12 protein-coding genes are annotated in these 14,504 nt (G+C 46.1%); 4 read left to right on the top strand and 8 right to left on the bottom strand.

Annotated elements, in window-relative coordinates:
* Positions 1-145: 145 nt before the first annotated feature.
* The gene (trmL, locus tag KO531_RS17670) at positions 146-610 is read right to left on the bottom strand and encodes a tRNA (uridine(34)/cytosine(34)/5-carboxymethylaminomethyluridine(34)-2'-O)-methyltransferase TrmL (protein WP_219251842.1); all 465 of its coding nucleotides are present in this window, start codon (positions 608-610) and stop codon (positions 146-148) included.
* 193 nt (positions 611-803) lie between these two features.
* Between trmL and KO531_RS17665 the strand changes: the two genes are divergently transcribed.
* Both KO531_RS17665 and KO531_RS17660 read left to right on the top strand, forming a co-directional pair.
* Positions 804-1,661, top strand: a complete 858-nt coding sequence (locus KO531_RS17665) for an EamA family transporter (RefSeq protein WP_173497717.1) — start codon at positions 804-806, stop codon at positions 1,659-1,661.
* Positions 1,662-1,689: 28 nt separating this feature from the next.
* Complete coding sequence (locus tag KO531_RS17660; protein WP_219251841.1) at positions 1,690-2,631, top strand: LysR family transcriptional regulator; 942 nt, start codon at positions 1,690-1,692, stop codon at positions 2,629-2,631.
* Here KO531_RS17660 and KO531_RS17655 read toward each other — a convergent pair.
* Together KO531_RS17655 and KO531_RS17650 are read right to left on the bottom strand one after the other, a co-directional pair.
* The gene (locus KO531_RS17655; protein WP_219234989.1) at positions 2,615-3,496 is read right to left on the bottom strand and encodes a patatin family protein; all 882 of its coding nucleotides are present in this window, start codon (positions 3,494-3,496) and stop codon (positions 2,615-2,617) included. The two genes, KO531_RS17660 and KO531_RS17655, sit on opposite strands and share 17 nt — an antisense overlap.
* 77 nt (positions 3,497-3,573) lie before the next feature.
* Complete coding sequence (locus tag KO531_RS17650; RefSeq protein ID WP_198572365.1) at positions 3,574-4,587, bottom strand: LysR family transcriptional regulator; 1,014 nt, start codon at positions 4,585-4,587, stop codon at positions 3,574-3,576.
* Positions 4,588-4,712: 125 nt separating this feature from the next.
* On the opposite strand from KO531_RS17650, the gene KO531_RS17645 reads away from it, so the two are divergent.
* A complete protein-coding gene (locus tag KO531_RS17645; protein ID WP_219251840.1) occupies positions 4,713-6,713 on the top strand; it encodes a ligand-gated channel protein in 2,001 nt (666 codons plus the stop codon).
* Between the two features lie 53 nt (positions 6,714-6,766).
* On the opposite strand, the gene KO531_RS17640 is transcribed toward KO531_RS17645, so the two are convergent.
* From KO531_RS17640 to KO531_RS17630, 3 genes are all read right to left on the bottom strand, one after another.
* Positions 6,767-7,708 (bottom strand): DUF4424 domain-containing protein, encoded by a 942-nt coding sequence (locus KO531_RS17640; protein ID WP_219251839.1) that lies wholly within the window; start codon positions 7,706-7,708, stop codon positions 6,767-6,769.
* A gap of 46 nt (positions 7,709-7,754) precedes the next feature.
* Positions 7,755-7,988, bottom strand: coding sequence for a hypothetical protein (locus tag KO531_RS17635; protein ID WP_011787794.1), 234 nt, complete (start codon positions 7,986-7,988; stop codon positions 7,755-7,757).
* 132 nt (positions 7,989-8,120) lie between these two features.
* Entirely contained in the window at positions 8,121-9,458 is a 1,338-nt protein-coding gene (locus KO531_RS17630) for a coproporphyrinogen III oxidase family protein (protein WP_105250563.1), read from the bottom strand.
* Positions 9,459-9,838: 380 nt separating this feature from the next.
* On the opposite strand from KO531_RS17630, the gene KO531_RS17625 reads away from it, so the two are divergent.
* Positions 9,839-10,750 (top strand): bile acid:sodium symporter family protein, encoded by a 912-nt coding sequence (locus KO531_RS17625; protein ID WP_219251838.1) that lies wholly within the window; start codon positions 9,839-9,841, stop codon positions 10,748-10,750.
* A 72-nt stretch (positions 10,751-10,822) separates the two neighbouring features.
* Here the strand turns inward: KO531_RS17625 and KO531_RS17620 are convergent, their stop codons facing one another.
* Together KO531_RS17620 and KO531_RS17615 are read right to left on the bottom strand one after the other, a co-directional pair.
* Positions 10,823-12,214 carry an SEL1-like repeat protein gene (locus tag KO531_RS17620; protein ID WP_219251837.1) on the bottom strand — a complete coding sequence of 464 codons (1,392 nt, stop codon included), beginning with the start codon at positions 12,212-12,214 and terminating at the stop codon, positions 10,823-10,825.
* 504 nt (positions 12,215-12,718) lie between these two features.
* Positions 12,719-14,302 carry a methyl-accepting chemotaxis protein gene (locus KO531_RS17615; protein ID WP_219251836.1) on the bottom strand — a complete coding sequence of 528 codons (1,584 nt, stop codon included), beginning with the start codon at positions 14,300-14,302 and terminating at the stop codon, positions 12,719-12,721.
* Positions 14,303-14,504 lie beyond the last annotated feature (202 nt).

Genomic DNA, 14,504 nt, shown 5'->3' with positions numbered 1-14,504 from the left:
ATGACAATTAATGCGTAATGCGCGTAGCTCAACTGTCTTGCTTTAGGGGCGAATGGAGTTAAATTAACCTGTCGGATCTGATTGCATCGTGATTTGAATATTGACAGGTTAAGTCCAGACTAATCCACTTAAGCATCACTACGCATTAAACCGCGCCTTCAAACCCAAGCTGACGCCATGCTTCATAGCTGATAATTGCCACCGCATTAGACAGATTCAAGCTACGGCTGGTGGCCGCCATGGGGATGCGTAGTCTCTGCTCAGTGGGGATGGATTCGATAATCGTCATCGGTAAACCTCGGGTTTCTGGGCCGAATAGCAGCACATCGTCTTTGGCAAAACTCAGCTCAGTATGCGGGCGACTCCCCTTAGTGGTGCAGGCCATAATGCGCTTGCCAGCCATGGCTTCGAGGAAAGCATCGAAGTCTTTATGGCGAGTCACATTGGTTAAGTCGGCATAGTCCAAACCCGCGCGGCGTAGCTTTTTCTCTTCTAGATCAAAACCTAATGGCTCAATCAAATGCAGCTGGCAGCCATTGTTTGCGCAAAGGCGAATGATATTACCTGTGTTAGGTGCGATTTCTGGCTCATAGAGTGCGATATGGAACATACTGGCCCGCCTGTAGAAAATGACGGCCGATTATACGGCAAACGGCGCCCAAGCGCAGTGTCTGTTGTGGGTGGATTTGGCTAAGTTCATGCAATAGAGGTTGTAATCGGTGGAATTGTTATCTCAAGGCTTGCCTGTTTTATTATCTCAAAGTAATATATCTCAACATCAAGATACTTTTTAAGAAGTCATTATGCCCTTTATTATTGCGTTACTCGCCCCTGTATTTTGGGGGACGACCTATGCGTTAGTGAGTCTCTACTTACATGATATGTCGCCCTATTGGGTGGCTGTGTGGCGCGCGCTGCCTGCGGGGATTCTGATGTTGATGCTGCGTCCTCGTTTGCCAACTTTGGTTTGGTCAAAGCTTGGTTTGCTGGCTTTTTGTAATATCGGTGCCTTCTTCACTTTGCTATTTATCGGCGCGTATCGTTTGCCGGGCGCGGTGGCGGGAACCTTAGGGGCCACTCTGCCGCTCATCTTCTTAATACTGGCTTGGCTCATTGATAAAAAACGCCCAGCAATGAAGTGGTTATTATTAGGCTTAATGGGTCTTGGTGGGGTGATTTTACTGCTTAACCCTTCGGCGGATCTCGATCCTATCGGCGTGTTGTGCATGTTGAGCGCCACTACGTTAATTGCCTTTTCTTCTCGCTGGATGCAAAAGTGGGATGTGGGTGACTTTTTAGTGCTGACCGCGTGGCAGCTATTATTAGGCGGTTTGATGTTGATCCCACTGGCTTGGTTTATGGCAGGGCCACCGCAGCTACCGAGTATGACGCTTGTACCTTCACTGATATGGTTAGTGATTGCCAACACCGCCGTTGCCTATTGGGCTTGGTTATGGTCTATGCGAAACTTAGGGCCAGAAATCATGGGTATGGTCGCTTTAGTCAACCCTGTGGTTGCCGTATCATTAGGGGTCATGATTGTGGGGGAAACTTTAGATATGCGCCAATGGATGGGAATAGCTGTGATTTTATTGTCACTGTTATTGATGAAGTTGCCGCAGAATTTAAGGTTAAATCCATTTAAAAAAGTGCAACCCTAGTCATTATTTTGGGGTGAATGAGGCATAGATGCTAAAACGTTTGGATCTGAATTTACTGCCCGTACTCGAAATTCTACTTGAGGAGCAAAGTGTGACCGCCGCTGCTGCGCGGTTGCATTTGAGCCAGTCGGCGGTGAGTAAACAGCTCACACGTCTGAGGGAAGTATTTGATGATCCTTTATTTGAGCGTACCGCCTACGGCCTAAAACCGACGCCCAAGGCTTTGTCACTCGCGCCTGAGTTGCGCCAATGCTTACAGCAATTGGCGCAATTTACTCGGCCGGACACCTTCGAACCCGCCTTGAGCCAACGACAGTTTAGAATGCATTTGGTCGAAACCACCTATTCACTGACCTTTCCTCATTTTATGCCCATGTTGCTCACTCAAGCGCCCGGTGTGAGTCTCAATTGCCAAACGTGGCGACTCGATACCATGGACAGATTACTGCGCTGCGACATCGACTTAGCCATAGGTTGCCGCGAGTGGGATGAGCGCTCGCCCATGCATGTGAATAATATTCCCGATGACTTATGCCATGTTGAGTTAGTGCAGGATTATCCCGTGTGTTTGATGCGTCGTGATCATCCGGCGTTAACACAAGAATGGAATTTAGATACCTTCTTGAGTTATCGCCATCTGCAAGTGGCCTTTGGCGGTTTAGAGCATTGGTTGCTGGATGATGTGTTGCAACTCGAGGGCCGTAAACGGGATATTGCCGTGAATATGACCGACTTTCAGAGTGCTCTCAACCTGTGTGAACAGAGCGATTTAATCCTCTGCGCACCTTCGCGCTATGCCTTGGCTGTGATGAAGTCTTTTGAGCTTCAGTCTTTACCATCACCCATCAAGCTGATCCCCGGTGCGTATTTATTGATGTGGCACAAACACTTCGAACACGACTTGAGCCATAAATGGCTGCGAGAGTTGATTATTAGCCAAGTGCTGCGTTCGATTACACTTCAGATTTAGGCCGTTTTGGTGCGGCTAACCAAGTGATTAATGCGGGCAAGATATTTTGCCCATCTGTTAAGCCTTGCTGATAGACAGCGGTTACTTTACCGATATTGCGATCGAGCCGCGATAGATTAAGTGGTTGCGCTGGGCGGATCACAAAGGCTTTATTATTCGCAACGGCTTGGTTTAACTCGACTAATGCTTGATTATAAACACGATGGCGTTCATTTAGCGCATGGGCAACGGCGGGATAGTGTTTATAGGTTTTGCGGGCTAACCAATTCATTTTCATCGCGGATTTTTGATAATGCTCATCTTGAGTCAGGATCACGACTTGGCGTGCGTAACTGTCCTTTCGTGATTGCGCTACTGGTATCGGTTCGCCGATGCCGCCATCGAGGTAAGGATTTTGGTTGATCACGCTGGGTTTAGACATAAAAGGCAGGCTAGAGGAGGCAATGAGCACGTCGAGCAATTTATCGTGTTCATTAAAATCGGCCATCCCAAAGTAATCGGTTTTTCCTGTGTTGCAGTTAAAGGCGCCGACCTTGAATTCGGTATTACTATTTAAAAATGTATCAAAATCAAATGGCAGCAACTCATAAGCCATGCGACGGTAGGTAAAGTCTGTGTTGACATAATTACCCGTTGCCAGCCAATGGCGGATGCCCATATAGCGTTTGTCATTGAGATATTGCTGCTGAATGTGGAGATTGCGACCAAATTGGCGGGATACATAGGACGCGGGATAAATGGCACCTGCAGATACCCCAATTACATAGTTGAAGTGAAGTGACTGCTGTAAAAACGCGTCTAATACACCTGCGGTATAAATGGCCCTGAGGCCACCACCTTCCAACACTAAGGCCACATCTTTCATCGAGTTACATCTTTTTATCGGTTTATCACCGCAGAATACCCCAGCTTAGCGCAGAAATGAATGCGTGTAAGGTATCCTCAAGATGCGTGACCAACATCAAGATGATGTGACTTTTTCTTAGTTTTAATTGGTAAGATATTGGTTACGTTATCGTTTACACCATCTTTTTGATGGCCCAGGTTAACATGATAGGCTTGGTGAAAATCTGCCTGACTAAAGTATTGGCTAAGTGCATTGAGTGCTTCTTTCACTTTTGCGGGCTGCTTATCTCGCGCCGACGTTACGCTATAAACACTGTAGGTATTGAGTGACCATTCGGGTAATAGGGTGACCAGTTGGCCGCTTTCGAGGTATTTATGCACTTCAGGTTCGGGCAGAGCGGCAAATCCTAGACCATCGAGTGTGAGTTGAATTAACGCCTGCATATTGTTGACGCTAATTCGCTGGCTTGTCAGTTCAAAACACTCTTGGCTGAAGGCGTGGGTTAAGATATCGCCTTTAGCATAAGTGTGATAGATCCGATTTATTTCAGCTAACTCCGTTGGGTGGCTAAGGTTTTTATGCATTGGCAGATAATTGGGGGAGGCGCACAGTAACATACGCCAATCGGCTAAATGGCGGGCAATTAAGTTGGAATCCGATAAGGGGCCGATGCAAATCGCCAGATCGATACCGTCGTTGACTATATCTATCGGGCCATCTTGCAGCAGTAAATTCAAACTTATCTGTGGATGTGCTGCCAACAGGTAATTAAAAGGTTCGCTTAACAGGCCGCCGCCAAATCCTATAGGCGCGGCAATCTTTAATTCCCCTGATGGAATACCTTTCAAGTTATTAAGTTTCTGCTCTGTGCTTTCGACTATCGCTATGACCTTGCGGCAATTCTCATAGAACAAACTGCCCGCTTCGGTGAGTGTGAGGTTGCGGGTATTGCGGTGGAACAGGCTGATCCCCATGTCCATTTCGAGCTTGGTCACTTGCTGACTTACCGCCGACGAGCTGAGATTTAATTGCTGCGCTGCGGCACTCATTGAGCCCTTTTCTGCGATTGTCGCAAAAACGATCATCCCTTTGATCATGTTTTTATTCATTTTTAAGTAACTCTTACAAGTGAATACCTAAAGTCTAACTTGAGCTGATTGTAACATAGAGATACATTTCCGTATTGAAAATTGTTCTCATTTACAATCTTTGCTCTAATGGAGACTTGTCGGTTATGTTGTTAAGTCGTAAGAAGTACCTCGCTCAAGTGATCACCGCTTTATGTTTGTTGCCCACAGTACCAGTAACAAATGCCCTTGCGGATACCGCGTCAGATAAAGAAAAGATGATGGAAAGAATCGTGGTGACTGCATCGGGATTTGAACAGCAAATTCGCGATGCGCCAGCTTCTATCAGCGTGATCACCCGTGAGGATCTGGATAACCGCTTCTACCGCGACTTAACCGATGCCATGTTAGAAGTGCCCGGCGTGGTGATTACGGGCGGTGCAGACCGTCAGGATATCAGTCTGCGGGGCATGGGTAGCCAATACACGTTAATTTTAGTGGATGGTAAACGCCAATCCTCGCGCGAGACACGGACCAACAGTGACGGCCCAGGCGTTGAAGGCGCTTGGACGCCACCATTGGCTGCTATCGATAGAATTGAGATCGTTCGTGGGCCTATGTCGTCACTTTATGGTTCGGATGCCATTGGTGGGGTAATTAACATTATCACTCGCAAAGTGCTAAACGAGTGGCAGGGTGAGGTGCGACTCGACAGCACTTTGCAGGAAAAGTCTGACTCGGGAAATGTGTATCAAGGCAACTTTTTCGTCAACGGTGGTTTGATCAAAGATCTGCTAGGGATGCAACTTTATGGTCAATATACCCAGCGTGAAGAAGATCAAATCTATGGTGGTTACCGAGGTCGCGATGCGACTAACTTGACCGCGAGATTTGCGCTCACACCCAATGAAAATCACGATATCATGTTTGAAGTTGGTACTTCTAACCAAGAACTCGACAGCAGTTTAGGTAAAACCGTCACACCGTTAGCACCGGGCGAAGCCTGTGGTCGTCGCGGTTGCCCTGAATCTTCAACGACAGAATATGAAAACAGCACTTTCTCCCTTTCACATACAGGTCGTTGGGACTTTGGTACTTCGGATAGTTATATCAAGCATGAAGTGTTTGATAATAAATCCCGTAAGATGAAAATCACTAACACGGATGCGCAATCTAGCCTTATCACTACGTTAGGCCAAAGTCATACAGCGACCTTTGGCGCAGCATTCAACCATCAAGATCTCACCGACGAAACAGGTAACCAAGTGAGTGACTTAACTGATATTAGTCGCAAACAATGGTCGGTGTTTTCTGAGGATGAATGGCGCATTGTCGATAACTTTGCTCTGACCATGGGGCTGCGTTTGGATGATGATGAGAACTTTGGTAATCATGTCAGTCCGCGCGTTTATGGCGTGTGGGGATTAACCGACAGCACCACCTTAAAGGGCGGTGTATCAACAGGGTTTAGGGCGCCGAGTTTACGCCAGACAGTGCCCGACTGGGGACAAGTTAGCCGCGGTGGCAACATGTACGGTAATCCAGATTTACAACCTGAAACTTCAGTTAACTACGAGTTAGGTTTGTATTCTGATCTGACCGAGAGCATTACCGCTAGCGCGGGTGTGTTCTATAACGAGTTTAATGACAAGATCACCCGCGTTGCCTGTCCTGCGACTCAATGTACCGATGGTCCAAATCAATTTGGTTCTAATCCGACGACTTATGTGAACGTCGACGAAGCTGTGACCCAAGGGATTGAACTGAGTATCGACTATCGCATTCGCTCAAATTTGAGTTTGACGGGTAACTATACCTATACGGATTCGGAGCAAAAGACAGGTGTTTATAAAGGTAGCCCATTGAATCAATTGCCTAAGCATTTGATCCAAGCGTCTTTCAACTACGAGCCTATTGATAATTTAAGCACTTGGTTGAGGGTGAACTACCGTGGCGAAGAGAGCCAACCGACGACTGGACCTTCATCGAGCAGTTTAATCGCCCCTTCTTATACTCTGCTGGATTTGGGGGCTAACTATCAGTTGAACGATAGCTTGAAATTTAGTGCGGGCATTTATAACGCCTTCGATAAGGAAATTACCCAAGAAGAATACGGTTATATCGAAGATGGCCGCCGTTACTGGTTAGGTATGACCTATAGTTTTTAAATTAAAAATAGCGAGTTATAAAGAAGCCAGCACTTAGCTGGCTTCTTTTTTGATTATTCAAAATTCGGTTTACGAATAAACAGGACGCTGAGATCTTGCTTTGGCGTGAACTGTTTTTGCTGGAACTCAAAGGTGAGTGGGTCAGTTTTTTTAAGCTCGCCATCAAAACACAAGCTAATGAGATCTGTGGGCTGGGATTTTTTTAGGGTGAGTTTGAAGTCCTTAATTGACCCTTGCCAGTTATTAGCTGTGACCAAAATATAACTAAGATGGCTCCATTCGACGCCAATCTCCTGATCTTCACCGTCTTGTTTGACGACGAGATTGCGTTTCTTAATCCCTTGCTTGGCGCTTTCATCTAAACAGGCCAGTTCAGTGTAAGTATCAATAATACTACTGGCAGTATCGGGGATGCCCGTTGAGAGGCTTGGCGTGTAGCTATGGCTGATAGCGACAGATTGGCCCGCAGGAAAGGTTTGTTCCCACACAAAGTAATCACTTAGGGTAAAGGCGATTTGTTGGTTCTCATCCAACCATTGCTTGGGGAGTGCGGGTTTACCCTTGGGGACTTCGGCATATTCGGCAAAGTAAGCGACTTCATCTACACCCCAGCCAAGCTGTTTCAGCTCGGTTGAAATATCGGTTTTATCGGCAAGTTGGGCAACAAGCCTGTGCTGAGTTGGCTGGGTTTTGCCATTCACTTTAAGGGTGAAGTTATCAATGCTGCTGTGATCGGCTGAGCCAAAAAACATCGGCGGCATGGGGAAAGCAATGGGGACGATAAGATCCTGCGAACTGGTGTTGGTAAACACATAATCGACCCTGACTTCGGTCTCGCTGATGAAGAGGGACTCTTTATCCATACTGATATTAGGCTGATATTTCAAGGTAATAGAGCCATTAGCATCGCCAAAACTGCTATCATTGGCAGAGGCAGTTTCTCCGTAGACGAGTAAAACTATAGCAAAAAGGGGTATGGCTAAGTGTGCTGACATGTACTTCTTAACTCTAGTTGGATGTTTTAGTATCAATGGGGAACGATTATTGCGCGCGGGCGAGGTCGATGGCCGCACTTATCGCATTTCGCGCTTGTGGGCTATTTTTCCAGCAAGTGGTGCGCAGCATGCTGGCGACTAAGTTAGCAATATCATCCACTTCGTGTTGGGCGAGTTGTTGCAGCGAGCTGATGCCAATTTCTTCGAAGCGTTTAATTACCGTCGGGCCAACGCCTTTGAGTGCTAATAAGGCTTGTTTTTCTTGTTCATTAAAACCCATAACGAATACTCCTTTATTGTTGGGATTGTGCTCAATTAATAGTACTGGGCAAGATTACCTTTAAACCGAGTTAACAAAAAGGCCCTCGAAGGGCCTGTTTAGTCTTTATGAATCAACAATCATCAATAAGTGTTACATATCACAGGGTTTGAGCGGTTTACGCAACTGGGCGCGTACGTTATCCATGCCTGAGTAAAACTCTTTCATCATCAATAGACCCATCATCTTGCCGTTGTCGGTGACGATCAGATTGTCGGGATCTGTTGGGTCGTTTTTGATGGCGCCAATCAGTTTCATCGAGGTCATTTCTTTAAATAAGGCGGTATCTAAATTGACGCCAAAGGTTTCGCGGAAATATTTACGCGATAAACGGCCGGAGAACATGCCCAGCAAAAAGCGATATTGCATCACGTCTTTTTTGCTGTAGTTCTTTTGTTGCTCGACACCCATTTGACCCGCTGCGATGCGTTCTTGGTACTTACGTAGCGAGAAAGTGTTCACATAAAGCGTGTCATTTAAGAAACTAAATGAGCCAGAACCTACCCCTAAGTATTCGTCGTAATCGATAACGTATTCATCAAATCCTTCGTCATCGGTTTTACCAAATGCCCATGCAGACAATTGATTATATTGACCATTAAGGCTGTTTAATATTTGGCGATATTGGTTTGCCATATCCGCTTGCGGCGCCGCTAATTTGCCTTTAACGCTCTTACGGGTTTGATGAGTGATCATCAGCGGATAGGTGGTAATTTGTCTTGGGTCTAAGCGCGATGCCATGTCGAGATCGTGTTGGATCACTTCATCGGTTTGGCCGCGGAAACCAAAAATCAGGTCGACGTTGATAATAGGGAACAACTCTTTGGCACCCATGATCTTGTCGAAGGTTTGCTGACCCGTGCCGAATTTATCGAGTCGGTCGGTCATTTTTAAAATATCGTCATTAAAGCTTTGTACGCCGATAGACATGCGATCCACTAAGCCTTTGAGCTGTTTAAAGCCTGGGCTGTCTAAATGCTGTGGATCGGACTCGCAGGAGACTTCTTTAATGCTAGGAAATAGGGTTTTAGCGTGTTCTATGGTACGGGCTAATTCGTCTTCTAATACCGTGGTGGTACCACCACCAATGTACATAGATTCAAAGTCATAGCCGAGGGCCTTGACCATTTCCATCTCTTTACGTAATGAGATGAAGTAGGCACGCGCCTTGTCTTCCTTAAACATAAAACGGTGGAAGGTACAGTAAGAGCACAGGGTATGGCAGAAGGGAATATGTGCGTATAGCATATATTTTTTGCCTTCAACCGGTGCTGGCATCATTTCTGCGGAAAGCGTATCGAGGCGAAGATTCTTATCGACATAGTACTGCATGACCCGTTCCATCGAGCCGAGCATCCAGTTAGGGACGGTAATATTCGCTTGATAAGGCGTTGCGATAGCGCCGCTGAGCGTTTGAATAACTGATGACATAACGATTCCTATCTGAGAGTGCTAACCGTAAACACCGAAATTGCTTTAGGTAATTCACGACCACCTAGCGCAATAAGACTACCTCGTATGTAATTGTTAAAACGTGAACTGGTTATAAGTTACGGTTTCCTAACAAGGAAATCACGGGCTTTTTGTTAAGCAGATCATGTTTTAGCGATTGGGAATGCATTTTTATCATACATTTTTTAGCGGAATTTATTGTAGATTTGCGGGGTTAGCTTGCCGTGTCAGTCTAAATACTGAGATTGAAAATCACCATTCTAGGCATTTTGTTGCTGGCGGATTAGCGCTTGTCTATCCAAGGGACGGCTGTCATCATCCGAACGATAAAAATAACCTCTTGATGTAAAGGGCCCGCTATGTTGGCAAACGTAAACCGCTTCTTCCCGCTGTTGGCACTGATAGGCGCAATGACAGCTTATCTGATACCTAGTTGGTTTACTGAGCTTAAATCCGCCATAGTGCCGCTGTTGGTGATCATCATGCTCTCTATGGGGCTCACCTTAGAACTGCAGGATTTTGCTAATGCATTCAAACAGAAACGTGCTGTACTCACAGGACTCGTGCTGCAATTTTCTGTCATGCCGCTCAGTGCATTACTAATTAGCCTGTTATTAGGATTAGATAGGGAACTCACCATAGGCATGGTGTTAGTGGGCAGTGTTGCAGGCGGCACCGCCTCAAACGTGGTCTGTTATTTAGCAAAAGGCGACGTGGCTTTATCGATAACCATGACGGCACTGTCAACCTTAGCGGGCGTGGTGTTAACACCACTGATTATTAAGCTGTTGATTGGGGAGATGATCGATATACCCTTCGCCGATATGCTGCTGAGTTTAGTGAAAATTGTGCTGATCCCTGTCAGCGTTGGCGTGATTATCAATCATTTTTTTAAATCGCTGGTGGCTAAAGTCGCTCCTGCATTGCCACTGATTTCTATCTTGGCAATTGTGATGGCGATTACGATTATCGTGGCGTTAAATGCCAATCAGTTTGATAAAGTTGGCCCCATTATTCTGCTGGCCGTGTTCTTACATAATGGTCTTGGTCTCGCCTTAGGCTATTTCTGTTGCCGTTTATTAGGCTTTAACCACACAGTCTGTAAAACTATCTCCATCGAAGTTGGCCTACAAAACTCAGGTCTCGCCACTGCTTTATGTATTAAATTCTTTAGCCCCATTTCTGCCATTCCCAGCGCGATATTCTCGATATGGCATAATTTGTCTGGCGCCATGTTGGCGGGATATTGGGCGAGGGAATCGCAAGATTAATAAGATGTTGCTGTCGAAAATAGATAATTCCTGTGGCCTAGCAAGCGAGGCCACAGGCTTAAATTGCTGTGACTAATTAACCGGTAATGGGGTCTCGACAGGCATGAGTGTTAGCTGCAAGATATTTTCTTGCCGGCTTAATGCCAGTGGCAGAGTGTAGTTGGGAAAGCGTAATCCGAATACGGCACCTTGTTGTAACAAGTGATACAGCTGATCTGTCATGGTAATCGTTAAACTGGCGCAGCCATGTTCATCGACTCTGCCTTCTAGTGGTAAGGCGATTTTGTCAGCTAAGGTTAGATACGCCGCCATACGCCAGTGAGAGTTTTCTCCAATATTGTATGTGCTGCCATGCAGTTGGTTGTAGCCTAAACCACAGGCCTGCAAGCTTAATTTGGTTTTGGCCGCTGTTGGCAACGAAATAATCTGTTGTCGCTGCTGTGCCAGAAACTTACCCCACGTCAGGCGATGAATAACTGAGTCAAGTGAGATGGGAACATACTCATCTTGCTGTTTTAGTGCATTAAAGCGGGCAATGCCTTGTTCCAATTTAGTGAGATCGTCCTCATATTCCAGTTGTGCCTTAAGCAGTTCATAAGCGGGAGCCTTCGCTTGTTCCATGCCGGCTAACGCCGCTTTCTCGTAGTATGCCAGTGCTTGCACTTTATCGGCTTCTGCGCCCAAACCGCGCTCTTCCATGCTGCCTAAATGATAATTAGCGATGGCAACTTGACGTTTAGCACCTTGTAAAAATGCGGCTTTCGCACCGCTGTAGTCATTTTCATTCAACAGCAGGGCGCCGTAGTTTGTCCACGTCGTACCGTCATCTGCTGCCATACCCAATTCCAGCCACTTTATGGCTTGCTGGCGTAACTGCGGGAGGTCGAGACTTTCTCTTTCGCTGCCGACACTTTGCATCGCTATTAAGTAAGCGCGCAGATACTCGCGTGAGGCATTATCCAGATAGAGGTTATCGGGTTGAAGTTCAAAGGCTTGTCCAAAGTAACTCCCCGCTTGCTGCGCCGCAGTGATTGCTTTCGCTAGATAGAACCTTGAGCTGGGATCTGCCGGACTGTGTGCCCGTCCTAGGTTATATAAGGTCGGTAGTTTAAGACCCCGCGCCAGCGCTTCTTCTAACAAGGGGATTGCCTGCGTTTTTCGATCATTATCCAGCGCCATGCTGCCTAGATTATGGCTGGCACGGGCCGAACCTAAGGCTCTGGCTTGTTCATAGTATTGGCTGGCGGTGGCATTGTCTTGCGTGACGCCACGGCCGAGATGGTAGGCTTTACCCAGTAAGAATAACGCCTCAGCATTGTTCTCTGCTGCTTGCTGCTGTGCTTGTTGCAAGAAAGCGTCGTATTGTTGTTGCTCAAATACCTGTTCCAGCGCGGACTTTTCTGCAGTTGCTGCAAAGCTTACGGTCAACAGTAATAGGAGAGTAGCAATAGTGAATATCTTCATAACATCCTTGTCGTTAAGCGGGTACTTGTAAGCGGTAGTGCTAGTGAAGTTGTTTAACGTAGAGGCTTGTTATGCTACAAGCAAGCCTTGTGGTTTACCACTGTGTTATGGACAGGCGGATGAATTGCAGCGGTAGCACTGCCGTGTGTTGGCCTTACATGGAAGCCGACGATAGCTAATCGTTGATAGCTGAGTCCGAAGTTTTTTAGTGGTATTCAATATTGTGGGAGTGGGAGATGGGCAATACGTATCTTCATTCCTGAACTTTAGGCTTCACGCCCTTATTATTGGTTTAGCACTGTTGACACTGAATCAATTTAATCATTTTTTGGTAAATAATTTTTCTAAAAATACAGCATTAATAATAGGTTATTTTTCTTGGCTGCGATTTATATTGCAGGTGTGTGACGCGCTTTATATTTCATCTAAAAATCTGACAGCCCAATAATTTTTGTTATTAGGCCGCAGATTTAAAAGCTTTTTTCAGGGAGCCTAAACCTAAACTTAAAGCTTAAAATGCGAGACCACGCCGACGAGTTGTTCCTTCGTCGCGGCCAAAGAGGTTGCGCTATTGAGGGTGGCTTTACCGCTTTGATTCAGTTCATCGACCATTTCACGAATGGTGGCCAGATTACGGTTTATCTCTTCGGTCACAGCGCTTTGCTCTTCTGCTGCGGTGGCGATTTGATTACTTAGCCCATTAATATCGAACACATAAGTGGTCAGGGTATCAAGGTTTTCCGTCACTAGATTAGTGGTATCGGCGGCTTGTTGGCAACTGTGTTTGGTTTGCTCCATTGCGGTTACGGCGGCATTGGCACCAAGATAAAGTTGTTCCAGCATCTGGTTGATTTCTGCGGTACTTGCTTGCGTGCGCGCGGCCAGTGAGCGAACTTCATCGGCGACAACAGCAAAGCCTCGACCTTGTTCACCTGCACGAGCGGCTTCGATGGCTGCATTAAGCGCTAGCAGATTGGTTTGATCGGCAATCTCGCCTATTACATTCAAAATCGCGGCGATATGACGAGTATTTTCGTTCATATCATTAATCGCATCAGCAGCGACATCGACTTTAGCGACCAAGGCAATCACAGTGTTGGCAGCTTGTTCAACGGCTTTCTTCGATTTATCCGCTTGCGCATTTGCTTGTTGAGTAAACTGGGCTGCGGATGCAGCATCACCCGCGACATTATGGGCCGTGGCGCTCATTTCAGTCATGGCTGTCACGACTTGGTCGGTTTCAACGGCGTGGATTTGCAGTGCATGATTATTGGCATTTGACTGTACATTCAATTGTCCTATTTGGTCGGACATATGATCTGAGGCTTGGGCAATTTCAGACATAATTTCACGTAGATTACCTATCACGCTGTCGAGATCTTCTGCGAGTGAGCAGAGCTCATTTTGTCCTTTAATATTTGTTTTATGAGTTAGGTCGCCATGGGCAAGACGTTCCATTACCCGTTTTATTTCATTGATTATGTGGACGAGTTGTTTACTCATAATGAGGGCGCTGAAGAGTGACGCTACAATCGCGAACAAGATCAATCCCAGTAGGATGCTTTCTGTTGAGGTGACTTTATCTTCAGCTTGTTTGCCTAACTCATGATTTCTCTGAGTGATCAGCGTGACTAATTGGTTGATTTGATTACTGACCTTAGGCCCGAGCGCAGCACGCTCAGCGGTTAGTTCAGGTACTGCTCCAGTTTGTTTAGCGAGTGCCAGTTCATCTTGGTAGAGACGAACATAATGTTCTGTTTGTGGTAAAAGAGTGTGAATAGCTTGAGCATCAGCGCCCATGAAGTCGGTATTAAATTTGGTCAGTTGAGAGACAAGTTGTGCGACCTTATGTTGTTGATCGGCGATAGCTTTACCGTTGTGGACTAAGGTGGCTAAGCGCAGCTCAAAAAAGGATTCTCGTACTGTAGTGAAAGTTTCTGCGAGCTGAGTGTTGTCGACTAGGCTTTTACTGGTCTCACCGAGTTCATTAAAACTGCGATAGCACGAAATACCTATGATGATCAGTAAGATACTTGTAAACACTGATGGCAATGCCGTCAATGTACTGGTTTTGGCATTTTTAAACATGATGACCTTCTAGGATAAAAAGCAGCAATGCGTAATTTAATTACGCTATAGGTAATTTTAGCGTGCGCGTGAGCTAGCCAGCAAGTGAGTATTTTATGGGAATTAACACTAAGATACTGTTTTTAATTGAATTGTTTTATTGTTGTTGCATCTGGTTGGTTGCTAAGTTACGAAATGTTGTGTTGTTTAAATTCAATTTTTA

Origin of the sequence: Shewanella sp. NKUCC06_TVS, from assembly GCF_019345515.1 — a bacterium.
GTDB lineage: Bacteria > Pseudomonadota > Gammaproteobacteria > Enterobacterales > Shewanellaceae > Shewanella > Shewanella oncorhynchi.
Note: the sequence above shows the minus strand (reverse complement) of the source record. Positions and strands in the feature narration are given on the sequence as shown.

Excerpts from the sequence above, each read along its gene's own strand:
- KO531_RS17645 (WP_219251840.1), top strand. The coding sequence starts at position 4,713 with ATGTTGTTAAGTCGTAAGAAGTACCTCGCTCAAGTGATCACCGCTTTA.
- KO531_RS17660 (WP_219251841.1), top strand. The coding sequence starts at position 1,690 with ATGCTAAAACGTTTGGATCTGAATTTACTGCCCGTACTCGAAATTCTA.
- trmL (WP_219251842.1), bottom strand. The coding sequence starts at position 610 with ATGTTCCATATCGCACTCTATGAGCCAGAAATCGCACCTAACACAGGT.
- KO531_RS17635 (WP_011787794.1), bottom strand. The coding sequence starts at position 7,988 with ATGGGTTTTAATGAACAAGAAAAACAAGCCTTATTAGCACTCAAAGGC.
- KO531_RS17655 (WP_219234989.1), bottom strand. The coding sequence starts at position 3,496 with ATGAAAGATGTGGCCTTAGTGTTGGAAGGTGGTGGCCTCAGGGCCATT.
- KO531_RS17640 (WP_219251839.1), bottom strand. The coding sequence starts at position 7,708 with ATGTCAGCACACTTAGCCATACCCCTTTTTGCTATAGTTTTACTCGTC.
- KO531_RS17665 (WP_173497717.1), top strand. The coding sequence starts at position 804 with ATGCCCTTTATTATTGCGTTACTCGCCCCTGTATTTTGGGGGACGACC.
- KO531_RS17620 (WP_219251837.1), bottom strand. The coding sequence starts at position 12,214 with ATGAAGATATTCACTATTGCTACTCTCCTATTACTGTTGACCGTAAGC.
- KO531_RS17650 (WP_198572365.1), bottom strand. The coding sequence starts at position 4,587 with ATGAATAAAAACATGATCAAAGGGATGATCGTTTTTGCGACAATCGCA.
- KO531_RS17615 (WP_219251836.1), bottom strand. The coding sequence starts at position 14,302 with ATGTTTAAAAATGCCAAAACCAGTACATTGACGGCATTGCCATCAGTG.
- KO531_RS17625 (WP_219251838.1), top strand. The coding sequence starts at position 9,839 with ATGTTGGCAAACGTAAACCGCTTCTTCCCGCTGTTGGCACTGATAGGC.
- KO531_RS17630 (WP_105250563.1), bottom strand. The coding sequence starts at position 9,458 with ATGTCATCAGTTATTCAAACGCTCAGCGGCGCTATCGCAACGCCTTAT.